20 protein-coding genes are annotated in these 24,860 nt (G+C 70.6%); 10 read left to right on the top strand and 10 right to left on the bottom strand.

All coding sequences use genetic code 11. From position 1 onward, the window contains the following. The 3 genes from FXO23_RS38030 to FXO23_RS38020 all read right to left on the bottom strand — a co-directional run. Positions 1-260: tetratricopeptide repeat protein (locus FXO23_RS38030; protein ID WP_158891460.1), on the bottom strand; the 260-nt coding region annotated here is incomplete at its 3' end. Next, a complete protein-coding gene (locus FXO23_RS38025) occupies positions 188-3,736 on the bottom strand; it encodes an FG-GAP repeat domain-containing protein (protein WP_158891458.1) in 3,549 nt (1,182 codons plus the stop codon). The genes FXO23_RS38030 and FXO23_RS38025, both read right to left, overlap by 73 nt. Before the next feature lie 336 nt (positions 3,737-4,072). Next, complete coding sequence (locus tag FXO23_RS38020; protein ID WP_158891456.1) at positions 4,073-5,302, bottom strand: oxygenase MpaB family protein; 1,230 nt, start codon at positions 5,300-5,302, stop codon at positions 4,073-4,075. 166 nt (positions 5,303-5,468) lie between these two features. On the opposite strand from FXO23_RS38020, the gene FXO23_RS38015 reads away from it, so the two are divergent. The 8 genes from FXO23_RS38015 to FXO23_RS37980 all read left to right on the top strand — a co-directional run bounded on the left by FXO23_RS38015 (position 5,469) and on the right by FXO23_RS37980 (position 15,141). Then, on the top strand, positions 5,469-6,143 hold the full coding sequence (locus tag FXO23_RS38015) for a TetR/AcrR family transcriptional regulator (RefSeq protein WP_246258267.1): 675 nt from the start codon (positions 5,469-5,471) through the stop codon (positions 6,141-6,143). A gap of 164 nt (positions 6,144-6,307) precedes the next feature. Next, positions 6,308-8,569: an ATP-binding protein gene (locus tag FXO23_RS38010; protein ID WP_158891454.1), complete on the top strand. Its 2,262-nt coding sequence runs from the start codon at positions 6,308-6,310 to the stop codon at positions 8,567-8,569. A 202-nt stretch (positions 8,570-8,771) separates the two neighbouring features. Further along, complete coding sequence (locus FXO23_RS38005; protein ID WP_158891452.1) at positions 8,772-9,761, top strand: ATP-binding cassette domain-containing protein; 990 nt, start codon at positions 8,772-8,774, stop codon at positions 9,759-9,761. After that, the gene (locus FXO23_RS38000) at positions 9,758-10,609 is read left to right on the top strand and encodes an ABC transporter permease (protein WP_158891450.1); all 852 of its coding nucleotides are present in this window, start codon (positions 9,758-9,760) and stop codon (positions 10,607-10,609) included. The genes FXO23_RS38005 and FXO23_RS38000 overlap by 4 nt, the downstream gene beginning before the upstream one ends. 106 nt (positions 10,610-10,715) lie before the next feature. Next, positions 10,716-13,004 (top strand): LuxR C-terminal-related transcriptional regulator, encoded by a 2,289-nt coding sequence (locus FXO23_RS37995; protein WP_158891448.1) that lies wholly within the window; start codon positions 10,716-10,718, stop codon positions 13,002-13,004. A gap of 77 nt (positions 13,005-13,081) precedes the next feature. Beyond that, a complete protein-coding gene (locus tag FXO23_RS37990) occupies positions 13,082-13,924 on the top strand; it encodes a helix-turn-helix domain-containing GNAT family N-acetyltransferase (protein WP_158891446.1) in 843 nt (280 codons plus the stop codon). A 31-nt stretch (positions 13,925-13,955) separates the two neighbouring features. Continuing rightward, complete coding sequence (locus tag FXO23_RS37985) at positions 13,956-14,669, top strand: methyltransferase domain-containing protein (RefSeq protein WP_158891444.1); 714 nt, start codon at positions 13,956-13,958, stop codon at positions 14,667-14,669. Between the two features lie 46 nt (positions 14,670-14,715). Further along, a complete protein-coding gene (locus FXO23_RS37980) occupies positions 14,716-15,141 on the top strand; it encodes a pyridoxamine 5'-phosphate oxidase family protein (RefSeq protein WP_158891442.1) in 426 nt (141 codons plus the stop codon). Here the strand turns inward: FXO23_RS37980 and FXO23_RS37975 are convergent, their stop codons facing one another. From FXO23_RS37975 to arsL, 6 genes are read right to left on the bottom strand one after another with little or no spacing between them, the layout of a single operon-like run. After that, on the bottom strand, positions 15,142-16,752 hold the full coding sequence (locus FXO23_RS37975; RefSeq protein ID WP_158891440.1) for a metalloregulator ArsR/SmtB family transcription factor: 1,611 nt from the start codon (positions 16,750-16,752) through the stop codon (positions 15,142-15,144). A 9-nt stretch (positions 16,753-16,761) separates the two neighbouring features. After that, positions 16,762-17,790 carry an inorganic phosphate transporter gene (locus tag FXO23_RS37970; RefSeq protein WP_158891438.1) on the bottom strand — a complete coding sequence of 343 codons (1,029 nt, stop codon included), beginning with the start codon at positions 17,788-17,790 and terminating at the stop codon, positions 16,762-16,764. Then, entirely contained in the window at positions 17,790-18,521 is a 732-nt protein-coding gene (locus tag FXO23_RS37965; protein ID WP_158891436.1) for a methyltransferase domain-containing protein, read from the bottom strand. Before FXO23_RS37965 ends, FXO23_RS37970 begins: the two co-directional genes overlap by 1 nt. Continuing rightward, positions 18,518-19,651 carry a GTP-binding protein gene (locus FXO23_RS37960; RefSeq protein WP_218952274.1) on the bottom strand — a complete coding sequence of 378 codons (1,134 nt, stop codon included), beginning with the start codon at positions 19,649-19,651 and terminating at the stop codon, positions 18,518-18,520. Before FXO23_RS37960 ends, FXO23_RS37965 begins: the two co-directional genes overlap by 4 nt. A 30-nt stretch (positions 19,652-19,681) precedes the next feature. Beyond that, positions 19,682-20,941, bottom strand: a complete 1,260-nt coding sequence (locus FXO23_RS37955; protein WP_158891434.1) for a GNAT family N-acetyltransferase — start codon at positions 20,939-20,941, stop codon at positions 19,682-19,684. Between the two features lie 33 nt (positions 20,942-20,974). Beyond that, positions 20,975-22,225, bottom strand: coding sequence for an arsinothricin biosynthesis radical SAM protein ArsL (gene arsL, locus FXO23_RS37950; protein WP_218952273.1), 1,251 nt, complete (start codon positions 22,223-22,225; stop codon positions 20,975-20,977). Positions 22,226-22,503: 278 nt separating this feature from the next. Between arsL and FXO23_RS37945 the strand changes: the two genes are divergently transcribed. Both FXO23_RS37945 and FXO23_RS37940 read left to right on the top strand, forming a co-directional pair. Beyond that, positions 22,504-23,559, top strand: coding sequence for a permease (locus FXO23_RS37945; RefSeq protein WP_158891430.1), 1,056 nt, complete (start codon positions 22,504-22,506; stop codon positions 23,557-23,559). A gap of 21 nt (positions 23,560-23,580) precedes the next feature. Beyond that, on the top strand, positions 23,581-24,204 hold the full coding sequence (locus FXO23_RS37940) for an NUDIX hydrolase (protein WP_158891428.1): 624 nt from the start codon (positions 23,581-23,583) through the stop codon (positions 24,202-24,204). 9 nt (positions 24,205-24,213) lie between these two features. Here the strand turns inward: FXO23_RS37940 and FXO23_RS37935 are convergent, their stop codons facing one another. After that, the gene (locus FXO23_RS37935; protein ID WP_158891427.1) at positions 24,214-24,837 is read right to left on the bottom strand and encodes a TetR/AcrR family transcriptional regulator; all 624 of its coding nucleotides are present in this window, start codon (positions 24,835-24,837) and stop codon (positions 24,214-24,216) included. Positions 24,838-24,860: the final 23 nt, after the last annotated feature.

The raw sequence follows: 24,860 nt of genomic DNA, 5'->3' as shown, positions 1-24,860 counted from the left end.
GCCAGGGTTGGTTTGTGTGTTGGGTCTGTGGTGGCTATCTCCTGGTAGAGGTCCCGGCTCTCGCGTTGTGCGAGGACGGCGTCCATTGCTTTGCCCGCCGCGGAGTTCCGGTAGGCCAGGTTGTTCAACGCCCAGGCGAGGTCAGCCTTCTGCCCGAGTGCGCGGAAGTGGTCGACGGCCTCCTTGGTCACGCCGATCGCCTCGTCGTGCTTGCCCGCATTGGTGAGGAACGAGCCGAGGACCACCAGTGCACGTGCCATGTCGGTGCGGGCCGGGCGCCGCCGGACTTCGCCAGCGAGCGCCACAGGTTCACCACCTGGTGCTGCGAGTTCACCGCGTCGGCGGCCTTGCCCTCACGGGAGAACTGCACGGCGAGCTGGCCGAGCCGCCCGGCCAGGGTGACCATGCCCGCGCGTTCGGCCGCACTCGGCTCGTAGCCGGGTTTGGGCCACTCCGTCGTGGTGACCGGGCCACCGGCCAGCGCCTTGCGGAAGAACCGGTTCTCCGCGGGGCGCACCACGGCGGGATCGGCCTTGCCGTCGCCGTCGTAGTCCGCGGGCGCCGGCAGGTCACCGGGCCGCCCGAGGCTCGTCGTGCGTTCCGGTCCGCCGGTGGATGGCCGCACGGTCCATGTGCCGTCCTCGGGCCGCCAGAACGCGGTGTCCTCCTTGCGGTCCCCGTCGTAATCGGCGTTGACCGCGATCTTCGCGGGCACCGGGTCCACCGGGCCGCCGACGTCGGCCGTGGGGTGGATGGTCTTGGTGACCAGCCACAGGTTCCGCACCTGATCACGCACGTCCGGCAGTGTCTCGTCCGAGCCTTCCTTGCGTGCCTTGAACGCCGCGGTGTACCGCTCGGTCAGCGTCGCCAGCCTGCCCCGGCCGTCCTCGGCGAGGCAGGCCAGCAGCGGATCGTCGGTCCGGATGTCCCCGGGCTTGGCGCACGGGTTGTCCCGTTTGGCCAGCAGGTCCTGCTTCCACGCGGGGAGCCCGTTGGCCAGGTTCGACGCGGCCGTCTGGTAGATCCGGGACAGCTGGTCCGGCACGATCTCGTCCGCGGAGTTGGTGAACAGCCCGTACGCGCCGTACAGCAGACCGCGCAGCGCCTTGTCCGACCGCAGCGACTGGGGCAGGCCGAGCTCGGTGTAGGTGCGCAGCAGCAAGCCCTGCATGTTGAGCGCCGCACCCCGGTTGGCGGTCTTGAGGTACTTCGCGTTCTCGAGGTAGTAGTTGGACCTGTTCTGCTGCAGGAACGTGGTCATCCGGTTGACCGCGTCCTGCTCGGTCTCCGGTCGCTCACCGATCGTCGCGTTGGTGGCGAAGGCTTGATGCAGACCGGTCTTCCAGCCCTTGACCACCTCCTCGAACTGGTTGAGCCGGTTGGTGCAGTAGCTGGGTCCGCTGTGGATGTCCTTGCAGTACTGGAGCTGCATGTCCTTCTTCACCGTGGCGATGCCCCACCGGCTGGTCACCGGGGGCGCGTCGGACCACTTCAGGTCCTGCCGGAAGTCGACCTCCAGATCGCCGTAGGTCCACTTCTCCGTGCAGGCGACCGGCCTCGGATCGGCCTCGCAGAGGCCGGTGCGCTCGGTGACGCGCTCGTTGATGAACCGCGAATACCAGCAGACGCCGTACTTGGGCGGGTCCACGTGCACGTTCCTGGCGAGCATCTGCGCCGGGCCGAGCAGGCGGCCCTTCATCTTGTCCGGGACCTCGATGTATTCCTCGAGGTTGCCCGAGTCGCACTTCATCACCTTCGGGCCGCCGTCCAGGCCGCTGCGCTCGATCAGCGCGGGTTGGGTGGGTCCGCCCCACAGGTTGTAGGCGCCCTTGGTGACGTCGTGCTCCCGTTGCTGCGCCTCGTTGATCAGGCCGTTGAGCGTGCTGCCGTACTCGTTCAACAGGTTGGCGAACAGCGAGTTGATCCCGCCGTCCGCCTTCGGGGTGCTGAAGGTCTTCGCGGCGTCGAGGATCGCCCGGCCCTGGCCGATGACGTGGCCCGGCCGAGCCCAGCGGTTGCCCGGCTGGCCGGGTGGGTTCTCGCCGGGTTTGTTGGCCCAGTTGGGGTTCTGCGCGGACAGCAACGTGTACGCGGTCGCGCCGATCTTCCACATCTCCGGGTTGCCGGTCGGGCCGACCACGGGCACATCCTGCTGCCAGCCCTTGCTCTCCATATACCGCGAGAGGTAGCGGATGACGCCGAAAGTGCCGAAGTCGCGCAGGTTCTGCAGCACCGAACCATCCTCTGTGGACGTTCGCTCGGACGGGACGAAGGCGCCCTCGGACTTCGGCAGGTCGACGCCTGCCGGGTGGAACTCCTCCTCGGCCTGCTTGTACATGTCGTAGGTGAACTCGTCACCGGGGTGGTACCGCAGGTAGTCGATCTTGGAGTCGGCCTGCTTCCAGGCGTCCTTGGCGTACAGGCCGGCCAGTGCGGCGGTGACGTTGATGCCGATGTTGTCCACCCGGTTCTCGATCCGGGTGAGCTGCTGGGCCACGTCCATCAGGTTGTTCTTGACCGTGGCCACGTCGCCGGTGAGCCGCTTGAGCTGGCCGACGATGTCGGTGTACATCGCGCTCAGCCGCCGGTCGATGGCGTCGAAACGCTCGTTCATGTTCTCCTTGAGCTCGTCGAGCTTCTTGTGCAGCGCCTCGATCTCCTTGAGGATCTGCTCCTCGATGCTCGGTCCGGCCGCGCCGAACAGCCCCACCAGGGTGCTGACCGCGCTGAGCACGTTGCCGGTGAAGGCGACCGAGGCCATGGAGAACACCGCGTCGATGGCCTTGAACGCGGTGATGCACTCGTTGACCGCGGTGGCCACCTGGAGCGCGCCGCTGGCGAAGGCCTTGAGGTCACGTTCGGCGCCGGGATCGCCCACCGCGCCGAGGAAGAAGGCGTAGCCGTCGAGGGCGCTCTTCGCGCCGTCGATCCACTTCTGCCGCTCCTTCTGCTCGGCCTCCAGGTCCTCCTTGGGCTTACTCGGTTCCGGCCTGGCGTTCTTGAGCTCGTTGAACCAGAGGTTGCGCTGGTCCACCGTCTTCCTGATGGTCTCGGCCATCGCGCCGTCGGTGACGATCCGGAGCTGGTCCGGCTTGGTCTGGACCGCCAGGAAGGGCTCGATATTCAGGTGGTGATTGAGCACCGCGGTGCTGCTCAGCTCCTCGGCGGAGGACTTCGCGCTGATGCCGATGCTCTTGCCCGCGCCGTCATCCCACGCGGCGGTGAACTTGGCATCGCTCCGCGCGGTCTTGCCGACCCCGGCCCACACCGACGCCTGCGCGGTCTCCAGCCCGGCGCGCCAGGAGGAGATCTGCAACGCGCTCTCCAGGCGGTCCTTGACCGACCCGGTCGGCGGCACGACATCCCGCGCGATCAGGGCGGCCAGCAGCTTGCCCACCTCGGGCCCGCGCACGGCCGCGTCCGGCACGGTGTGCAACACGGACAGCGCGGCGCCCGCGATCTCGTGGTCCTCGGTGAGGGAGGTCCGTTCCGGCAGGGCGTTGTGGATGGCTTCCTGCACCTGCCTGAAGTGGTTGGTCAGGGTCGTCTGGTCGGCCTGCGGATGGGTGGCGTGCCAGTCGAGCAGTTCCGCGCTGGCCACCAGGTGCTTGGTGTAGGCCTTCGTGTCGTCGACGGTGCGGACGTAGCCGGCGAGCAGCACGTCGGCCAACTTCGCGACGTCCACAACCGACGCCGCGGCAGCCGGTGGCGCGTTGAGAAGCGTTATCCCGGTCACCGCCGCCACCATGGCGGCAAGCCACCGGCGTCCAAAGCGGACACCCATCGGTTCCCCCTGTGATACCTGAAAGTTCGGCTACGCACAGCGTCCCCCGCTGATCAACTCCAGCACCACGCCGCGCGGACGGCGCGGAGGGCAGCGCGGACTGCCCCAAAGGGCGGCCCGGGTGGCCAGGACCCCCGGCAGTGCCACGAACGCGGCCAGGGTGTGTACCCGCAGACCGACCTGCGTGGCACGTCCGGCGCGGCGGCCGATGCCGGATCGGGGTGTAGGTCGCGATGGTCGTGTTCGACGCGCCGGTGACCCTTACCGATGTGCCCCCGCGGTTTTCGCTCAGGACGGGCGGTTGATTTCCGGAATCTCGATGCTGATCGGACGTGCTTCGGACAGGAAGAGCAGGGCCGCCTTGCGCAGGAACTCGTCGAAGAGCCAGTAGGCCTGCGGCGCCCCGGGGAAGGGGAGCAGGCCTTCGCGGACCGCGATGAACGGCCCCCAGGCCGTGTTGAGCAGCGGATCCCAGATCGGTTCCCGGGGGATTTCCAGCCATGCGGCGATCCGGTCGCCGAGCAGGAAGCGGGTGAACGCGCCGAGCACGGGTTTGCTGAGGACGCCGCCGTCGATTTCGGCGCCGAGGTTGAGCAGGATGTCGGCCAGTTCGACGCCCTCGGTCGTCGGCGCCAGCACCGGGTCCAGGACCTGTTTGGCCTGGGCGTTGGCCTCGTCCCACGAGGCGGGGATGTACTCGTCCTCGATGCCGAGCATATGGGCGGCGAGCTGCCACGAGTGCAGGAAGGCCGCGGACTCGGTGGCGGGAACCGGCACCTTCCACGCGGTCAGCTTCTGCATGACGGTCGTGGGCAGACTGTGCCAGGTGACCATCATATCCGCCTGGCTGATCGGAATCTCCTCGTCGGCGACGTCCGGCCAGTGCGGCGACCGCGGCAGCAGGTGGCGCACCGCCGCATGGACCAGCCGGGTCTTGACGCAGGTCACGATCATTTCGCCATCGGGCTGGTAGGCATTTCGGGACCCGACGTCGTATCCGAGTTTGGCGGTTTTGGAAATGCGGTCCTTCATGTCCGCGCCGCCCTTGGAGTAGTAGACCGCGCGCGCCTCCTTGGGGATGACCGTGCTCATCATCCCGCTGGCCAGCCCGTACAACACCCCGAGGTAGAGCCCGCGCTTCTCGTTGAACTCGACCGCGGTGGCCAGCTTGCCGTGATCGGCCCACGGCGGCAGCCGACGGGCCCGTTCCAGGAAGTCCCGCAGATCCGCCGGAAGTCCGTCCGGCAACGGCTGGCCATTCTTGGTCCAGGTCCGCAGAAGCTCGTTGACCCTGGGCACGGCACCCCGGTCGAGCAGCGAGGCGACCAGCGGATCGGCCTCCGGGTCCCACACCCACCGCGGGTCGGCGCCCGCCCCGGCGCCCGCCACCGAGCCCCGGGGTGACCACGTCCACGGCGGGCGCGGCTGCGCCCACGCGGGCGTCGCGGCGCCCAGCGCACCCAGTGCGCCCAACGCTCCGCTCGCCTTCAACACCTTGCGCCTGCTGAGTCCATCCATGCCTTCGTTCCTCCTCGAGGCCGAGAGCACCGCTCCTGATACGCTGAAACAGGATGTGAACCTGTGTATCACAGATAAGAGCACACTGTGTTGGTCATCACAAGGGCTATCGTGACGACGAAGTCGACGATCGCGGCGGCGGAGCCAGTCGTTTCAGGAGGAGACCGTGGAGCCTGCGCTGTCCGTCTTCATGACGACCTCGGGGCAGGAGTCCTTGCTCGAACGCGCGTACATCGACGCGGTCGAACGGGTTGACGACCTGGACGAACCCCGTGCGCGGGTACTGGACGCGGCGTATGAACAGTTCTGCCGGATGGGTATCCAGCGGTCCACCATGGAGGACGTGGCCCGGCGGGCCGGGGTTTCCCGGATTACCGTCTACCGGCGGTTCGCCACGAAGGACGTGCTGGTCGAGCACGTGGTGCGCCGGGAGTTCCGCCGGTATTTCGACCAGTTCCTCGTCGACATCGAGCAAGCCGAGACGGTCACCGATCGCGTGGTGCTGGGCTTTGTCAGCTCGCTGCGCGCCATCCGGAGCAACCCGCTGATCGGCGGTCTGATCGCCGCGGAACCGGACCTGCTGGTGCCCTCCATGATCCGGGACGGGGGGCAAACCCTCGCCACCGTACGGCAGTTCGTCGCGGGCCAACTCCGCCACGAGCAGCGCGCGGGCAACGTGTCGAAGGACTTGGACACCGACCTCGTGGCCGAAATGATGGTCCGGATCTCCGCCTCCTTCCTGGCCATTCCCAGCCACCTCATCGATCTCGACGACGACGAGCAACTGGCCGCGGTGGCCCGGCGATTCCTGGTGCCCATGCTGGAACCAACCGGCTCATAGGCAGCGTGCCGGGGCGGGCCGGTAGTCCACTGTGGACGAGATCGGCTCACTTGCCGGAAGAGTGCAGGCGCTTACGCGGTCGACTGGGACAGGTCGCCGCATCGAGGGCGGCGATCCCGGTAGGGTTCGGCGTGTTCAAGATCGACAGGGTCGAAGGGCGCCTCGTGACGGGTCGGTTCAGCACGTTGCTGCGGCAGCTGCGGCGACAGGCGGGGATGACCCAGGAGCGGTTGGCGGAGCGGTCCGGTGTCGGCGTGCGCACGATCCGCGGGTTCGAGACCGGCGAGCGGACCGACCCCAGGTCGGTGACGGTGCGGTTGCTGGCCGACGCGTTGGACTTGCGGCCGGCCGAGCGCGACGAGTTGCTGGCCGCCGCGATGCGCATCGGGCCCGTCGACACCGGTGGTCTCGGCGGGCCGGTGCCGCGGCAACTACCCGCGCCGCCGGGGGCATTCGTCGGGCGGCGCCGCGAACTGGAGGCGCTCTCCGCCGCGGTGGACGGCGCGGCGGCCGCCCGCGGGACGGTGGTGGTCTCGGCGATCGGCGGGGGCGGGGGAGTCGGCAAGACCTGGCTGGCCCTGCACTGGGCGCATCAGCACCTGGCCGAGTTCCCCGACGGGCAACTGTTCGCCGATCTGCGCGGTTTCAGCCCGGACAGTGCACCGACGCCCCCGGGCGCGGCGGTGCGCGGGTTCCTCGACGGCCTGGGTGTGGACTCCGGCCGGATCCCAGGCGATCTGCAGGCCCAGACCGCGCTGTACCGCAGCCTGGTCGCCGGGAAGCGGATGTTGATCGTGCTGGACAACGCCGCCGACGCCGAACAGGTCGTCCCGTTGCTGCCGGGCGGGGACTCCTGCACGGTGGTGATCACCAGCCGCAGGACGCTGACCGGGCTGATCGCCCGCCACAGCGCGCACCACCTGCCCCTCGACATGCTCGGCGCCGACGAGGCCCACGCGCTGCTGGCCCACCGGGTGGGGGCGGACCGGGTGGCGGCCGAGCCGGCGGCGGTCGCGGAACTGGTCGGGTTGTGCGGCGGATTGCCGCTCGCGTTGGGCATCATCGCGGGCCGCGCCAACACCCACCCGCACGTCCCGCTCGCCGAGATCGCCGCCGAGCTGAGGGAAGCCGGGCTCGACGCCCTGGCGGACGAGGACCCGGCCGCGAGCCTGCCCGCGGCGCTGTCCTGGTCGCACCGGGCACTGACCGCAGACCAGCAAAGGATGTTCGCGCTGCTGGCCGTCGCACCCGGCGCGGACATCACCTTGCCCGCGGCCGCCAGCCTCATCGGCCACCCGGTGCCGCGGGCCCGAAAACTGTTGCGGGAACTGGAGAAGGCGTCGCTGCTGAACCGGGACGGGCACGGCCGGTACGCGATGCACGACCTGATCCGCCGCTACGCCGCGGACACCGCCCACCAGCTGCCGGCGGAAGAACTGGAGCAGGCGCTGCGGCGGGTGGTCGACTGCTACCTGCACACCGCCCACGCCGCCGACCGGCTCCTGGACCCCCACCGCCCGCCCATCCGGCTCGACCCGCCCGAGTCGGGTTGCCGCCCCGGCCCGCTGCCCGACTACGCCGCGGCCCTGGCCTGGTTCGACGCCGAGCACCCGTGCTTGCTGGCGGCCCAGCACACCGCCACCGCCCACCGGTGGCACCGGACGGTGTGGCAGCTGGCCTGGACCCTGGGCACCTACCACGACCGGCGGGGACGCGGCGAGGACCGGCTCGCCGTCTGGCGGGCCGGCCTGGCCGCCGCCGAACAGCTCGCCGACCCCGCCGCCCGCATCCGCGCCCACCGGGTCCTCGGCTACGCCTACGCCGAACTGGGGCAGCACGACGAGTCGATCGGGCACCTTAACCAGTCCCTCGCCTCGGCCGAGGACCACCACGACCACACCAACCAGGCGCACACCCACCGGATGCTTGCCCGGGCCTGGGGGCAGCGGGGGGACAACGGGCGGGCCCTGGGGCACGCCACCCACGCCTTGCGCCTCTACCGCACCCTCGGCAACCCGGTGTGGGAAGCCGAAGCGCTCAACGAGATGGGCTGGCACGCCGCCCGCATCGGGGAGTACGAGCAGGCCCGCGAGCACTGCGAGGCCGCGCTCACCCTGCACCGCCGCCACGACAACCCCGACGGTGAGTCCTACGCCCTGGACAGCCTCGGCTACATCGCCCACCACACCGGCCGGCACCACCAAGCCGTCCGGCACTACGAACTCGCCCTCACCCTGCTCCGCGACCTCGGCTACACCTACGAAGTCGCCAACACCCTGGACGGGCTGGGCGACTCGCACGTCGCCCTCGGCCGGCACGACCAGGCCCGCGCGGCCTGGCGGGAGGCGCTGGAGCTGTACCGGGCCCAACAACGCCACGACGAAGCCGACCGCCTCCAGCGGCAACTCGACGCCCTCGCACCGTGACTCGTTGTGCCAGTCCGCGGCTTTGACCTGCGCGGATCGATATTCCGACGAAAATTGTCGGACCCTTGATACAGAATGTCGCGAGCAGGAAGTCAAGACGATTCTCGTTCAGCTCGCCTGGTTGGGGGCTTGTGCTGCGCGACGCCGCACCGCACGCCCGGGCGGACGTGAACTCCCTGGTCTGACAGCGAAGGACTACGACATGAGCAAGCAACCGACCGGCCCGGCGATCGAGACGTCCGGGCTGGTCAAGGTGTTCGGCGACAATCGCGCGGTCGACGGCCTCGACCTCACCGTGCCCGCCGGCACGGTGTACGGGGTGCTCGGCCCGAACGGGGCGGGCAAGACCACCGCGGTCAGGATGCTCGCCACGTTGCTGCGGCCGGACGGCGGCGAGGCCAGGGTGTTCGGCCGCGACGTAATACGCGAGGCCGACGCCGTGCGCGGCCGGGTCAGCCTGACCGGCCAGTACGCCTCGGTCGACGAGGACCTGACCGGCAGCGAGAACCTGCGGCTGCTCGGCAGGCTGCTCGGGCACAGCAAGCGCGCGGCGGGTGAGCGGGCCGCCCAGATGCTCGACGCGTTCGGGCTGACCGAGGCAGCCGGGCGGCAGGTGAAGAACTACTCCGGGGGCATGCGGCGCAGGCTGGACATCGCCGCGAGCATCCTGAACACGCCGGATCTGCTCTTCCTCGACGAACCCACCACCGGTCTGGATCCACGCAGCCGCAACCAGGTGTGGGACATCGTGCGGGCCGTGGTCGGCCTGGGCACCACGGTGCTGCTGACCACGCAGTACCTGGACGAGGCCGATCAGCTGGCTTCCCGGATCGCGGTGATCGACCACGGGAAGGTCATCGCCGAGGGCACCAAGGGCGAGTTGAAGGCCTCGGTCGGTGTCGGCTCGGTGCACGTCCGGTTGCGCGAAGCGGAGCAGCGGCCGTCGGCCGAGCGGGTGCTGGCCGCGACCCTGGACGCGGTGGTCCAGCTCGATTCCGATCCGGTCGCGTTGACCGCCCGCCTCTCCAGCGGCAGCGAGCAGGACGCCGCCGAGCAGTCCTCGCGCGCGCTCGCCGAACTCGCCCGCGCCGGCATCACCGTCGACTCGTTCGCCCTCGGCCAACCCAGCCTCGACGAGGTGTTCTTGGCCCTCACCGACCACCCCGCCAGCACCGAGGAGACCGCGGCATGACCACCACCGAAGTCAAGACCCCCGACGCACCACTGGCCGCCCTCAGACCGGAAGACCTCGCGGCCGTGCTGGTCGCCCGGGAGCGGCCACCGCGGCCCAGCGCACTGTCCACATCGGTCACCTTCGGCTGGCGCGCGGTGCTCAAGATCAAGCATGTGCCGGAACAGCTGTTCGACGTCACCGCGTTCCCGATCATGATGACGCTGATGTTCACCTTCCTCTTCGGCGGTGCGCTCGCCAGTTCGCCCGGTGAGTACCTGCAGTACCTGCTGCCGGGGATCATGTCGACCAGCGTCCTGATGATCACCATGTACACCGGGGTCGCGGTCAACACGGACATCACCAAAGGCGTGTTCGACCGGTTCCGCAGCCTGCCGATCTGGCGGCCGTCGGCGATGGTCGGTTACCTGCTGGGCGACCTCCTGCGCTACCTCATCGCCGCCCTGGTGATCATGGCCGTCGGCCTGGTTCTCGGCTTCCGGCCGGAGGGCGGGATCGGGGGCACCGCCGCCGGTATCGTGCTGCTGCTGGTGTTCTCCTTCGCCTTCTCGTGGATCTGGACCATGTTCGGGCTGCTGATGCGCTCGGAGAAGTCGGTGATGGGGGTCAGCATGATGGTGCTGTTCCCGCTGACCTTCCTCAGCAACGTCTATGTGAACCCGGAAACCATGCCGGGCTGGTTGCAGGTCTTCGTGGACGTCAACCCGGTCACCCACGTCGTCTCCGCGGTACGGGGCCTGATGGCCGGGCAGTGGAACGGCGGCGAGATCACCTGGGTGCTCGTGGCGGGCGCGGTGCTGGTCGTGGTCTTCGGCACGCTGACCATGCGCCTGTACAACCGCAAGTAAGCCCCCGCTCCTGACGGGGCGGCGGTGCGGTGACCACTGGATTAGGCTGTCGGTCGCAAGTTGATCTAGGCCATTTGGCGGTCATCGGTGGCACCGGGGTGGCGACGTGGTGGACGGGGTGCTCGGCGCTCGGGTCGGCGGGCGGAGTAGTTATGTCGGCCGGCGAGGCGAAGCCCGTCGGTTGCGCACGCTGCTGGCCCAGGCGCGGTTGGTCACCCTGACCGGGGTCGGCGGGGTCGGCAAGACCCGCTTGGCCTTGCGCGTGGCCGAGGAGATCTCCGACCGCTTCGCCGACGGGGTGTGCCTGGTGGAGCTGGCCGAGTTGGACGATCCGGCCCTGCTCGCCGACCTGGTCGCCGACCGGCTCGGGTTGCGCGACCAGCTCGCCCGCCACACCGCCGAGGATGCGGTGACCGAGTACCTGCGGCCGCGCCAGGTGCTGCTGGTCCTGGACAACTGCGAGCACCTGGTGGCGGCGTGCGCGGCGCTGCTCGGCCGGTTGCTGCCGGTCGCCGCGGGGCTGGTCGTGCTGGCCACCGGCCGCCAGTCGCTGGGTGTGCCCGAGGAGCGCGTTTATCCGGTGCCGCCGCTGGAAGTGCCGCCCGCCGGTGCGGTGCTCCCGGCCGCGCTCGGGCGGTACGACGCGGTGCGGCTGTTCGCCGACCGGGCCGGTGCGGTGGTGCCGTCGTTCCGGCTCACCGCGGACAACGGCGCGGACGTCGCGGATCTGGTGCGACGGCTCGACGGGCTGCCCCTGGCGATCGAGCTGGCGGCGGCGCGTATCCGGACGCTGTCGGTGCGGCAGATGACCGCGCGGCTCGCGCACGGTCAGCCGGTGCTGGTCACCGATCGTCGCCGCCCCGCCCGGCAGCGGACGCTGCACGACTCGATCGAGTTGACCTACCAGTTGTGCTCACCGGCCGAACGAGCGGCGTGGGCGGCGCTCTCGGTCTTCCCGGAATCTTTCGACCTGGCCGCGGCCGAGCACGTCGCCGGTCGGTTCACGGAGACACCGGCCGCCGAGCTGATCGACGGGTTGGTGGACAAATCGGTGCTGAGCCGGGGATCCGAGGACGGGCCGGAGCGGTACCGGATGCTGTCCACCCTGCGCGAGTACGGTCGGCAGCGGCTCACCGAGTCCGGCGAGCGCCGCCGGGCCGCCGCAGTCCACCGCGACTGGGTGGTCGGGCTGCTGGCCGCCTGCCACGCCGAGTGGATCAGTCCCCGGCAGCTCGAGTGGATGGTGCGGCTGCGCCGCGAGTACGCCAACATCCGAGCCGCGCTGGAGTTCTGCGTGACCGAGCCCGGCCAGGCCGGGACCGTGCTGCGCCACGCGCTGGCCCTGGAGCACTACTGGAGCATCGCCAGCCGCTACGGCGAGGCGCGCCGGTGGCTGGACCGCGCCCTGGCCGCCGCACCCGCCGACGCGCCGGAACGCCGGTACGCGCTGGGCAGCAGCGGGCTGTTCGCCGCGATCCAGGGCGACAACGCCGATGCCGTGGCGCGGCTGCGCGAGGCGACCGGCATGGCGCATCGGGCCACCGACGAGCCGGCGGCCGTCTACACAGCACTCGTCGCGGGGTTCGCGGAGTTCTTCTCCGGCAACATCTCCGGCGCGGCGGAGCTGTCCGCCCGTGCGGTCACGCGGACCGATTCCTTCGGCGACCCGCACCTGCGGATGTACGCGAGGTGGCTGCACGGCTTGTGCACCGGCCTGGCCGGCGACTTTCCCGCCGCGCTGACCGTCCTGCGCGAGCTGGTGGCGATCAGTCACCGGCAGGGCGAGGTGTTCTGGCGCGGGCAGGCGCTGCATCTGCTGGCGCACAACGAACTCCTCGCCGGAAACACCGACGCGGCGCGCGCGGCCGCCATCGCGAGCTTGCGGCTGCCGCGCGAGGCGCACAGCCTGTTCGCGGTGGCGATCAGCATCGACATCCTGGCGTTCGCCGCCCAGCGGCACGGCCACGAGGACCGGGCCGCGGCCCTGTCCGGCGCCGCCGACACGCTGTGGTCGGCCCAAGGCGCCGGCCCGGACGCGTTCCCCGGCCTGAGCGAGCTTCGCACCACGCACCGCACGCTCGCCCGGCGCGCGCTGGGCGAGCACAGGTTCGACCAGCACTACACCGCCGCTCGCGCCCTCACCGCCGAACAGGCCGTGGCCTACGCGCTCGACGACAGCCGCCCACCACCCGGCGGCCGGGGCCTGACCCGGCGCGAGCGGGAAATCGCCGGGCTCGTCGCGGACGGGCTGACCAACCGGGACATCGCCACGCGGCTGACCATCTCCCCGCGCACGGTCGAAAAGCACGTCGACAACATCCTCGGCAAACTCGCCGTCCGCAACCGCGGCCAGATCGCCGCGTGGACCACCGGCCACCGGGAAGCGGCGGACTGAACCGACGTGGCCGGATCGTTGCGGATATCGACCGCCATCGATTGACGCAACCATCGACACGTGTCGATAATGCGGGGATGACGACGGTTGAGCCCACCGATGCCCTCACGTTGCCGGAGTCGGACGCGACAACCTTCGCCAGCTGGTTCGCGTGTTTGGCCGAGCCCACCCGGGTGCGGCTGCTGCACGCGGTGGCCACCTCGGCCGGGGGCAGCACGGTCGGGGCGCTCACCGAAACGCTCGGGATCAGCCAGTCGACCTGCTCGCACCACGTCCGCAAGCTCGCCGAGGTCGGGTTCGTCCACCTGCGCAAGGAAGGCACCGCCACGGTCGTCACGGTCAACCAGGCCTGCTGCAGCGGCCTGCCGCACGCCGCCGACGCCGTGATGGGCCTGCTCGCGCCCCGGCCCTGCTGCCCGGGCGAGGCGCCCGCCGACCTGACCGTCCGCGCCCTGCGCGCCGAGGACTGGCCGGCGGTGCGGCGGATCTACGGCGAAGGCATCGCCACCGGCATCGCGACCTTCGAGACGAGCGTGCCCAGCCGCGCGACCCTGGACGCGAAGTGGCTGCCCGGGCACCGCTGGGTCGCCGAAATCGACGGCGAGATCGTCGGGTGGGCCGCCGCCACCGCGGTGTCGGCCCGCGAGTGCTACCGCGGTGTCGCGGAAACCGCGGTCTACGTCGGGGACGGGCACCGCGGCCGGGGGGTGGGCAAGGCCCTGGTCCGCCAGCAGGTGACCGAGGCGGATCGGGCCGGGCTGTGGACGTTGCAGGCCTCGATCTTCACCGAGAACCGCGCCGGCATCGCGCTGCACCACGCCGCCGGTTTCCGCACCATCGGTGTCCGCGATCGCATCGCCCAGCGCGACGGTGCCTGGCACGACACCGTTCTGGTGGAACGCCGATCCCCTGTTGCCTGAAGCGATCCCTGCGAGTGAACCGGAGCTGCCCATGGCCATGACGGGCTCCGACGACCTCGACGTCGAACACCGGCTCGACTTCCTCGTCAGCGTGCTGCCCGCGCCGCCGGCGCGAATCCTGGAGGTGACCTGCCACCGCTGGCCGGTCACCGGCCTGCTGGCCGAACGCGGCTACCGCGTGAGCTCACTCGGGGACGACAACGCCGCGCGGCTGCGGCAGCGCTTCCTCGAGCAGCACGGCGAACGCTACGACGTGGTGCTGTTCAGCCGGAGCCTGCACCGAATGCCCGACCTGGACGCCACGCTCGGCCACGCCCGCACCCTGCTCGACCGCGACGGTTGCGTCGTCGCCGAAGAGTTCGCCCACGATCGGGCCGACCGCGCCACCGCGGCCTGGTTCTACGAAACCCGCACCTTCCTGGAAAACGCCGGTATGGCGGCGCCGTCGTCGCACGTCCCGCCCACCGACGACCCGCTCGCCCGGTGGCACCTCGACCACGCCGGGTGCACCGGACTGCACGCCGGCACGGTGCTGCTCGCCACCCTCGCGCGCCACTTCACCGTCGAACGGGTCGAACGCTGCCCGCAGCTCTACGAATGCCTCGGCGACCTCGTCGCGGGAGAGCCGCGTGCCCGGGTGATCGCCGCGCGGATGTTCGCCCTCGAGCACGTCCTGCTCGCCGAGAACGGCCTCACCCCGGTCGGCCTGCGCGTCGTCGCCCGCCACAAAGATCAGCACGCTTGAAGCCGCGGCGGGACTTTTGTCGGACCTGCCGGTTAGCCTCCGGCACATGGCGTTATCGGTGGAAGCACGTGAACAGTTCCTGGCAGAACCCCTGGTCGGCGCGCTCTCGGTGGTCGAGCGGGCGGATCGGGCGCCGCTGACGGTGCCCATCTGGTACCACTACACCCCGGGCGGAGAGCTGTGGGTGCGCACACCGCCGGATTCGCGGAAGGCCCGTGCGATCCGCGCGGCCGGCCGGTTCAGCTTGCTGGTGCAGCGGACCGCGCCGACCGTCCGCTACGTGTCGGTGGAGGGGCCGGTGACCAGGACCGGGCCGTGCGGCGACGAGCAGTCGCTGGAGGTGGTCGCGCGGTACCTGCCGCCCGACAAGGCCCCCGGTTTCGTGGAATACGAACGGACGCGGTTCGGCGAGCACATCGCCATCCACATGCGTCCCGAACACTGGCTGTCCGCCGATCTGGGGCCGGGCTGATCACCCGGCGCCGGTCTGCCCTTCGGCGAGCGGGGTGGCTTCGAGTTCGATCAGGCGGGTGGGGTCGGCCAGATCGGCGGCTACCTGGGCGGGGTCGTCGCCGACCGCGATGACGTGGCCGTAACGGGCGAGGTAGCCGCGCGGTGGCAGGGCGAGTGCGGTGCCGGGGGCGGCGGTGGCGATGGCCTGGTGGATGGTGGGGCCGAACCGGTCCTGGTGGACGGTGGCGGCGCCGGTGTGGCAGTCGTGGTCGGGGTAGAGGAACCGGATCGCGGCGGTGCGGCGGTGCCGTGGGCGGGTGTCCGGTGGGTGGCCGGCGGCGACCTGGGCGGCGGCGACGACGGGGTCGCATCCGGTGGCGAGCGCGCCGAGGTAGGGGATGAAGTCGCCGCCGAGGCGGGCGTTGATCTCGACGAGGCGGGGACCGGCCGGGGTCAGTTTGAACTCGGTGTGGGTGGCGCCGCGGGTGAAGCCGAGTGCCTTGTGCACGCGGTCGAGCTGGTCGCGCAGGTCGGCGTCGTGCAGCAGGGGGTCGGCGGCGTCGACGGTGTGCCCGGTTTCTTCGAAGAACGGGGCGAACCCGGTTTCCTTGCGGGCGATCACCAGCGGAGTGCAGACACCGTCGGCGATGACGGCGTCGACGCTGATTTCGGGGCCGGTGAGGAATTCCTCGATCAGGACGTCGGCCGCGTACCTCGGCACCCCGGGCCAGTTCGCCCCGGCCGCAGCGGTGAACGCCGCGTCGATCTCGGCGGGGTCGTCGGCGCGGACGACGCCGAGGCTGCCGGCCAGGCCGCGGGCTTTGACCACGACGGGGTAGCCGATCTCGGCGGCGGCGTGCCGCGCTTGTTCCGCGGTCGCGACGGTCCGGGATCGGGGTTGCGGGACGGCTGCGGCGGTCAGGGCGGAGCGGGTGGCGGCTTTGTCCCGGCAGGCGAGCACGGCCTCGGGCGGGCTGCCGGGCAGGCCCAGGGCGTGGGCGAGTTCGGCGGCGGGGTGCACGAGCGACTCGTCGTAGGTGAACACCCCGGCCGCGGGAAAGCCGTCGAGCGTGGTGGCGGCGCCGAGGAGGGCTTTCGGGTCGCGGGTGTCGACGAGCGTGGCGCCCGCCACGTAGGGGCGTTGCCAGGTGGGTTCGACCGAGTCGAGCAGCCAGAGCCGGAAGTGCCGGGACACGGCGTCGAGGATGTATTCGCGGTAGCGGCGGTCTCCGCTGCCGATCAGCAGCAGGGCGGGAAGTTCGCGGCCATCCGCGTGAGCCGGAACGGATTTCTGTTGTGCCATGGCGGTTTCCTCGTCGCGCGGTGCGGACAGGCCCATCACGATCTCGGCGGCCGCGGGCAGGCCGACCTCGCAGTTGCGGTTGACGGCGTAGCGGATGCTGGTGCCCGCGCGGCGCCGGGTGACGAACCGGACGTGCGCGAGGATCTTGAGGTGGTGCGACACGGTGGATTGCGCCACGCCGAGGTGCTCGACGATGGTGCCGACCGGGACCGGGTCGCGCTGGTGGGCGAGGAAGTGGACGATCATGACGCGGGTCGGATCGGACAGCGCCTGGAACCAGCGGGCGTAGGACTCCGCGGTGTCTCGGTCCAGCATGGGCTCGCTCACTCGGAAACGCTAGCGCGCCAACGCGAACACTAGGGCCGCCACGGCCGCGGCGAACGGGGGCGTCACCAGCCAGGCGATCAGGAAGTCGCGCAGTGTTCTGGCGCTGAGCCGGCTCAGGTTCGGCCCGGCGGAGCCGGCGATCGCGCCGGTGGAGACGTGCGTGGTGGACATCGGCAGCCCGTAGCCCGCGCCGAGCCCGACCAGGCTGGCGGTGGTGAGGTTGGCGAGAAATCCTTCGCGGTGGTTCATCTTCACCACGCCTTCGCCCAGGCGCCGGGCCACGCGCATGCCGCCGACCACGGATCCGACGGCCATCGCGCCGGCGACCAGGAGCATGATCTGCCAGAGCCGCATTCCCGCCGGGACGAGCGCGAACGCCCCGATCGCGACGATCTTGGGAGTGTCGTTGAGCCCCCGGGCGAATCCGGTCGCGCCGCTGGTGAACCAGTGGGCGACGGTCAGCACCCGGTGCGAGGTCTTCTCGGCGACCGCCGCGGGGGCCTCGCGCACCGCGACCCGGCCTTCCGCGGGCACGGAGGTCACGTGGGCCGGGGTCTTGCCGGGTCGGCCGAAGAGCAGGGCGAGCAGCAGCGAGACGGCGTAGGCGACGCCGATGCTGATCAGCAACGGGATGACCAGCTTGCCCGGGATGCCGCCCCACGCGATGGCGCCGGGCCCCAGCAGCAATCCCGCGCCCAGGAGCCCGCCGATCAGGGCGTGCGTGGTGGAGACCGGCAGGCGCAGCACGGTCGCCGTGCCGACCCAGCCCGCCGCCCCCGCCAGCACGGCGACCGCGAAGGCCTCGGTCGGTTTACCGGTGACGATCCCGCCGGAGAAGAGCTTGGTCATCTTCGACGCCAGCACCAGCGAGCAGACGCAGCCGATCAGCGTGGTGGCCGTTCCCCACAGGATCGCGGTCCGGTAGCGGGTCACGCCCGCACCGGCCAGCGTGGCGACGCCCTTGGGCACGTCGTTGCTGCCGTTGACCGCGGCCAGCGCGGCGACCAGAACGAACACCAGCACGGTGGCGGCGGACATCACGCCTCCACCGGTTTGCGGGCGCGGATGATCGCGGCGTGCATGCCGTCGGCGGCTTGCTGGGTGAAGGTCACCTCGGCGTCGGCCAGCCCGGCCGCGTCGAGGAGTTGCCGGTACTCGGTGACCGACAGGGCGCCCGCGATGCACTGGCTGTGCCCGCCGCGTTCGGCGCGTTCGGCGGGGCTGAGCCGGTCCTCGGCGACCACGTCGCTGATGCCCAGCCGGCCGCCGGGCGCGAGCACGCGCGCCATTTCGGCGAACACCGCGGGTTTGTCCAGCGACAGGTTGATCACGCAGTTGGAGATGATCACGTCCACGGTGTGCGCGGGCAGCGGGATCTGTTCGATGGTGCCCTTGAGCAGGACGATGTTGTCGATCTCGGCGTCCTCGATGTTGCGGCGCGCCACCGCGAGCATCTCCTCCAGGAAGTCCAGGCCGAAGACCAGCCCGTCCGGGCCGACCCGGCGGGCGCTGAGGATGACGTCGAGCCCGGCGCCCGAGCCGAGGTCGAGCACGGTCTCGCCCTCGCGCAGTTCCGCGACCGCGGTCGGGTTGCCGCAGCCGAGGCTGGACAGCAGCGCGGCGTCCGGCGCGCTGCCGGGGCCGAGGCCCGGGTAGGCGGCGGGGCCGAAGGTCCGCGTGTCCGTCGAGCAGCAGGTACCGCCGGTCGCGGCTTCGGCGGCCCGGGCGCGGTAGTAGTCCCGGACCTCCGCGCTGGTGGTCTCGCTCATCGGGGCCGTCCTTTCGTCCGGGTCACGAACCGGCTGCGGTGAGTCGGTGCACCGGGGTGGGGTAGCCCGGTTTGAACGACACCGGGGCGGTGCCGGAGGACGACACCCCGGTGGCCCGGTCGGCGTGCCGGACCGCGTCGCGGACGGCGGCGTCCAGCGCCGCGGGCTCGCAGGCGACCCGGGCGTTGATCACCGCTCGCGCGGCGGTGGCCGTGCCGGTGGCGGGGGAGTGATCGACCGTCGGCGCTTCGCCCGCCGCGGTCAGGCTGACTTTGACGAAGGTTTCCGGAGCGAGTTCGACGGTCAGCTTGGCGTGCCCGACGAGCACTCCCGCTCGTTCGGCCCAGGCCGAGAGGTGGGTCCAGGACGGCCCGCGCCCACCCGGTGGCGTCCCACCCCGCGGCGGCGGCCAGTTCCAGGTCCTGGTTCATCCACGCCAGCTGCGCTTCGGCGGCGGCGTAGCGGTCGTAGTCCACCCCCAGTTCGACGGCTTCGTTGCCCGATGGCCCGGTCCAGGCGTCCAGCAACTCGCCGATCCCGGCGCCGGTGGCGGCGCTGTACCCGACGACTGTCGCGTTCGGATAGTCTCCGCGCAGCCGGGCCAGCAGCGTCCGGGCCTGCTCGGCCGAGATCGTGTCGAGTTTGTTCACCGCGAGCACGTCGGCTTCGGCGAGTTGCTGGCCGAACAGGTAGGACAGCTCCGACTCCGGCTCACCCCGCTCGGTGGCACGCGCGAAAGCCTGGTACCGCAAGGGGTCCACCACCGTCGTGAGTGGACACACCACGACGCTCTCGCGGTAGAAGCGGCGAAGCGGCCGGACCACGGTGGCCTGCAGATCGGTGCAACTGCCGACCGCCTCGGCGATCACGGTGTCCACCTCGCCGGAGTCGACCAGGTCGCGGATCGTGGCGGCCAGGTTCTCGAACCGGCAGCAGAAGCAGCCACCGGTGATCTCGGCGACCCGGTCCAGCCGGCTGCGCGCCAGCCTGGTGTCGACGAGTTCGGTGCCCTGGTCGTTGGTGACCACGGCGACCGCGCGCCCCCGCCGCTCGAGCTCGGCGGCGGTGGTGATCATCGTGGTGGTCTTCCCGGCGCCGAGAAAACCGGTCAACGGCACGAATGTGAGCACGGCGCACCTCCTCCCCAGTCGATTTCCCGGTCAGCCGCCGGAGCAGCACGAGTCACCGCCACCCGCCAGCGGCAACGGAACCGGCGCGGTGGTCTTGGGCTGGTCGCCGAAGGCGATTCGACGGCTCGCGCCGAACACGTCCATCCAGGCCGCGGCGCGCGCCCGGAGTCCGGGGTCGGCCAGCACCATCGCCGTGGTCACCGCGCGCGGGGTGCAGCCGCGCAGCACCTTGGCCCGGTGCGCACCGGCGCCGAACTCGACCGTGCGCAGGCCCTCGGCGTAGGCGTCGCGGACCGGGGCGTCCAGCACCAGCGCGAAGTAGACGCCGCTGCGTTCCCCGATCGCGCCGTAGTCGAAACCCGCCCATTTCGGGAACAGTCGGTGTTTCTTGCGCAGCACGACACAGCTGGCGACCACCGCGCCGTCCTTGACGCCCAGGTAGGCGCGCACGTCGGCCCCGGCGTCGAGCAGGGCGGTGAGCACGCGGGCGATGTGACCGGGTTCCTCGCCCGCGCCGTTCTTCTCCCGGTTCAGGCAGGTGAGCTCGGCGATGCGGGCGACCTGGGGCCGGATCGCGTCGCCGTCCACCCGTTCGATCCGCACCCCCGCCGCCTCGGCGCGGCGCACGTCTCCCTTGATCCGCTGGCGTTTCTTCAGCGGCAGCGCGGCCAGGTGCGCCGACCAGTCCGCCGCGTCCAGGCTCAGGAAGTCCTCATATCCCCAGAACGTGCTGTGCCCGCCCGCGGCACGCAGCGCCTCGACCAGAGCGTCGTTGCCGCGGCGGGCGGAGATCCACGGCGCGACCACGCAGCGCACCCCCTGCTCGAACGCGGCCGGCACCAGCGCGCCGATCATCGCCGAGGCCAGTTCCGGGGTCCAGAAGTTGTAGGCGACCTCCGTGCGGTAGCCGAGCGGGGAACCCAGCAGCAGCGCGGGAAAGAACGGGTCGGTGCCCAGCGCGTCGACTTCGGCGCTGATGCTCGTGTTGGTTTCCGCGCCGCAGCACACTTCCTCGCCCGAGGGCGCCCGCCAGCCCAGATAGGTGCGCGGTTCGTGGTCCACCACCGGCGGGGAATCCATCAGGTAGCCGGGCAGCAGCGCCAGCTCACCCCGGGCGCGGGACGCGACGGTGTGCCACGGCTTCAGTTCCGGCAACGCCTGCTCGCTCGCCGCGAGCCAGGTCGGCCCGAGGTACGGCCAGGAATCGGTGAGCTGGGCCAGCTCACCGGCCCAGTCCAGTTCCGGCAGCCCCTGACCGGTGCGCACGACGACCCGCGGTGCTCCGCCCATTCGGTGTATCCTCCCTGACTTCGCGATCCCGGCTCAACATTTCACGCAGCAGCGGATCTTGCCCGCGTCCTCGGCGTCCGCGCGCCGCTCGCCCCACAACCGCTCCACCCGCGCGTCCGGATGCGTCCACTCGACCCACAGCCCCCGGTCGACCGTGGCGATGTCCTCCAGCCAGGGCGAAGACAGCAACGGGGAACCCTTGAACAGCAGCAGCCGCGTCTGCAGCGCCGTGGGATCGGTGGTCCGCGCCAGGCCGGTGTCCACCAGGAAATCCTCGAATCCCAGCAACTCGTCGTATTCCACCCACGGGGTGAACGGGATGAACGTCGGGTACAGCTGGAACCCGATCCGCTCGGCCTCGGCGATCGCGGCCCGCATGTGCCCGACGTCGATGTGCTTGTCGAAGATCCGCAGGATCCGGTCCGAGGGGAACTCCAGCGCCGAGGTCACCCGCTTCAACCCGAGCGACACCAGCTTCTCCAGTTCCCGCGGGTAGCTCAGGATGTGATCCACCCGGGTGGTGAACTCGAACGTGATCGGCCCGATCTCCCGGACCAGCCGCTCGACCACCCCGGGCCCGATGGTGCGGGAGTTGAAGAACTCGGCGTCGATGAAGCAGAAATGCCGCACCCCCTCCTCGGCCAGCTGCCGGCAGTCGGCCAGCACCGTGTCCGCCTCGTACGCGGCCACCCCGCCGTCGTAGGCGCCGTACACCGAGCAATAGGTGCACTTGTGGTGGCACCCCCGGGTCGCTTCCACGTTGCCCAGCAACCCGAACGGCGAATGATGAGCCGGGTAGTGCACCAGCGACGGGAACAATTCCCGCGCGGGCGCGGGCACCGCGATCCGCCGCCGCGGCGGCTTCGGGCGCATCCCCGAACGGGTCAGCAAAGCCGGAACATCGGCCCGCGCGAGCTCGCCCCGGGCGAGCGCCGCCAATTCCGGCGCTACCCGTTCGGGCTCGTCCATCAACACGCCGTCGACCAATCGCAGGAATTCCCGATGGTTCATTTGGGCGTATTGACCAAAGGTCACCAGAATCGAATCAAATGCGTTACCGAGTCGCGACGCGAGTTCAAGGCCACGCGTCACGCCCTCGAATTGCTGAACCGAGATCAGCACCAGATCGAAAGGGCCCGCGGGCATCGCGTCGGGGAACAAGTCCGCGTCCCAGCCGGTCACCTCCACGTCCTGCGTCCGCAGCGCTGCCGCCGCACACGCGCAGGTCAGCGGCTGCAACTCGGCCTCGAACGCGGAAGCCACCAGTACACGCGCCATGGACACCACGCCTCACGGAAAATTGTTGTCAAGTATTCGGAAAAAAGATCTCCAGGAACCCCAGTTGTCATTCGGTGAAGCCGCACGTTCGGAGAACGATGACAGACCGACCCATACATGTCAATATATCGATGAATGCCAGGTGAGATCATCTTTTTCGAGGTCGCTGCGGCTCCTGGGAATCGCTGGACCGGCCGGATTCGATCGACTAGCATCGATACATCACGAACCGAGTGCCCGCGTCTGCAGGGTGCGATCCATTCCTCGGGTCAAGGGTGGTAGGTATGCACAGCGTTCTGGAAGTCCTCCGCATCGCCGGTGAGAACCTGCTCGCGCTCGCGGTGTTCTTCTTCATCGCCCTGGCCATCGCGGCCCTCGTCGACCTGTTCTACCTCGACGTCGTCGCCCGGCGCTCCTTCAAGAAACACGGGCTGCTCGGCATCCTGTTCACCACCTGCCTGGGCGCCTTCAGCCCGTTCTGCTCGTTCACCGTCATCCCGCTCATCCGCAAACTCCTCCGCGGTGGGGTGCCGCTGTCCGCGGTGATGTCGTTCTGGATCGCCTCGCCCGCCATGGACCCGCCCATCTACGCCCTGACCGCCAAACAGATCGGCGTCCCCCTCGCGACCGCCCGCCTGCTCGGCGCCCTCATCCTCGCCATGGGGGCCGGCCTGCTCATCTACGCCCTGGAACGGCGGGGGCACTTCACCGACGTTCTGCGCCCCGAGGCCAAACCAGCCGAACGCCTTGGCAGTGAACAAAAAACACCCCAACCCGCCACGGTCGCCGCGGCGGCGGGAGGTGCCGCCCCGGCATCCGCACCCGCCACCAGCGCGCCCTCCTGCGCCGACTCCGGTTGCGGCGCCGCGGATCCCGACGAGGACGACGGCGCGCCCTGGTGGCCCCAGGCCAAAGCCAGCCTGCGCTCGGGCCGGAACTGGCGCGTCACCGGACGCAACTTCCTCCGCGACACCTTCTCCCTGGGCAAATGGCTCGCCTTCGCCTGCGTCTTCGAAGGCGTCATCCGGGTCTACGTCCCGTCCGGGGTCGTCACCGATTTCCTCGGCGGCACCGGACTTCTCGCCATCCCGCTCGCCGCGCTCATCAGCGTCCCGTTCTACCTCAACGGCGTCGGCGCCATCCCCATCGTCGGCGGCCTGCTCAGCAAGGGGATGGCCGAAGGCGCCGCGGTCACCTTCCTGCTCGCCGGCTCCATCACCACCATTCCCGCCATGGTCGCCGTCCGCAGCGTGGTCAACAACAAGGTCTTCGCCCTCTACCTCATCTTCGGCGTGCTCGGCAGCATCGTCCTCGGCGGCATCGCCCAACTCGTCCTCTGAGCCGCGCCATACCATGGGGACATGTCGACGCCCGGCGATCTTCGCGGCCCCGGCGTCCGCGCCGCGGTCGCCGACCGGCTCCGCCGCTTCGCCGCCACCGCGGTCCCGCTCGACGGGCGGCGCCCGGCGGCGGTGGCCATCACTCTGGTCGGCACCGGTGACGAGACCGGCATCTGGCTGACCACGCGAGCGGCCCGGATGCGCGCGCACGCCGGGCAGTTCGCCTTGCCGGGCGGCCGCCTCGACGACGGGGAAGACGCCGTCGCCGCCGCACTCCGCGAACTGCGCGAGGAACTCGGCGTCGCCGTGCCCCGCCACGAGGTGCTCGGCGTGCTGGACGACTACCCCACGCGCTCCGGATACGTGATCACCCCGGTGGTGGTCTGGGCCGGCGCCGACCGGCCGCCTGCGCCCAATCCGGCCGAAGTCGCGGCCGTGCACCGCATTCCGCTCCGCGACCTCGACGTGCCGCCGCGGTTCGTCCGGATTCCCGAATCCGACCGGCCGGTCGTGCAGCTCCCGCTGCTCGGCCAGCTGGTGCACGCGCCCACCGCGGCCGTGCTGTACCAGTTCCGTGAGGTCGTGCTGCACGACCGGCACACCCGGGTGGCCGAGCTGGAGCAACCGGTGTTCGCCTGGCGGTGAGGCCCCGGCTCACGCGTCGCCGTAGATGGTGAGCCAGATGGCGCGGCCGAGGGTGGCGGCGAGGCGGTGGTCACCCGCGGGGTCGTGGCTGGTGAAGTGGTGGAAGACGGCGCGTTCGACCATCCAGGTGAGGGCGTACGCGGTGGTGGCGGGGTCGAGATCGGGGCTGACCTCGCCGTCGGCCTGGAGTTGTTCGAGGCGGGTCTGGGCGATGCGGATGAACACCTCGATCCGTCCGTGCCAGTACTCGGCGACGTCGCGGTCGTAGGCGGAGACCTCGCCGAGCGCGCGCAGCAGCAGCCGGTGTTCGCGGCAGCCGGCGATCATGCGGGCGATGGTGGTGGTGACCCCTTCCACGCCGTCGCTGTGGTCGGCGACCGTCCAGGTTTCCGCGGCCTGGAAGACGTCCGCGGCGGCGAGTTCGGCCATGCGGATGAGGAGCTGGCTCTTGTCGGGGAAGTAGAGGTAGAAGGTCGAACGGGGGATGCCCGCGGTGGCGGCGATGCGCTGAACGGGCAGTTCGGTGTACGGGGTGCCGTCGGCCAGCAGTTCTTCCACCGCGCCCAAGGCCCGCTGCGCGAGCGCGGCCCGCCGTTTGTGGCTGGCCGGTGGGGGTTTGGTGACAGTCGGCATGGGCCCATGTTACGCGCCGCGAT

Origin of the sequence: Amycolatopsis anabasis, from assembly GCF_009765355.1 — a bacterium.
GTDB classification, from domain to species: domain Bacteria; phylum Actinomycetota; class Actinomycetes; order Mycobacteriales; family Pseudonocardiaceae; genus Amycolatopsis; species Amycolatopsis anabasis.
Note: the sequence above shows the minus strand (reverse complement) of the source record. Positions and strands in the feature narration are given on the sequence as shown.

What these genes read in the sequence shown, in the direction of transcription:
- FXO23_RS37935 (WP_158891427.1), bottom strand. Translation starts at nt 24,837, where the DNA reads ATGCCGACTGTCACCAAACCCCCACCGGCCAGCCACAAACGGCGGGCC.
- FXO23_RS38000 (WP_158891450.1), top strand. Translation starts at nt 9,758, where the DNA reads ATGACCACCACCGAAGTCAAGACCCCCGACGCACCACTGGCCGCCCTC.
- FXO23_RS37940 (WP_158891428.1), top strand. Translation starts at nt 23,581, where the DNA reads ATGTCGACGCCCGGCGATCTTCGCGGCCCCGGCGTCCGCGCCGCGGTC.
- FXO23_RS38005 (WP_158891452.1), top strand. Translation starts at nt 8,772, where the DNA reads ATGAGCAAGCAACCGACCGGCCCGGCGATCGAGACGTCCGGGCTGGTC.
- FXO23_RS38020 (WP_158891456.1), bottom strand. Translation starts at nt 5,302, where the DNA reads ATGGATGGACTCAGCAGGCGCAAGGTGTTGAAGGCGAGCGGAGCGTTG.
- FXO23_RS37985 (WP_158891444.1), top strand. Translation starts at nt 13,956, where the DNA reads ATGGCCATGACGGGCTCCGACGACCTCGACGTCGAACACCGGCTCGAC.
- FXO23_RS37955 (WP_158891434.1), bottom strand. Translation starts at nt 20,941, where the DNA reads ATGGGCGGAGCACCGCGGGTCGTCGTGCGCACCGGTCAGGGGCTGCCG.
- FXO23_RS37945 (WP_158891430.1), top strand. Translation starts at nt 22,504, where the DNA reads ATGCACAGCGTTCTGGAAGTCCTCCGCATCGCCGGTGAGAACCTGCTC.
- FXO23_RS37980 (WP_158891442.1), top strand. Translation starts at nt 14,716, where the DNA reads ATGGCGTTATCGGTGGAAGCACGTGAACAGTTCCTGGCAGAACCCCTG.
- FXO23_RS37990 (WP_158891446.1), top strand. Translation starts at nt 13,082, where the DNA reads ATGACGACGGTTGAGCCCACCGATGCCCTCACGTTGCCGGAGTCGGAC.
- FXO23_RS37970 (WP_158891438.1), bottom strand. Translation starts at nt 17,790, where the DNA reads ATGTCCGCCGCCACCGTGCTGGTGTTCGTTCTGGTCGCCGCGCTGGCC.
- FXO23_RS37965 (WP_158891436.1), bottom strand. Translation starts at nt 18,521, where the DNA reads ATGAGCGAGACCACCAGCGCGGAGGTCCGGGACTACTACCGCGCCCGG.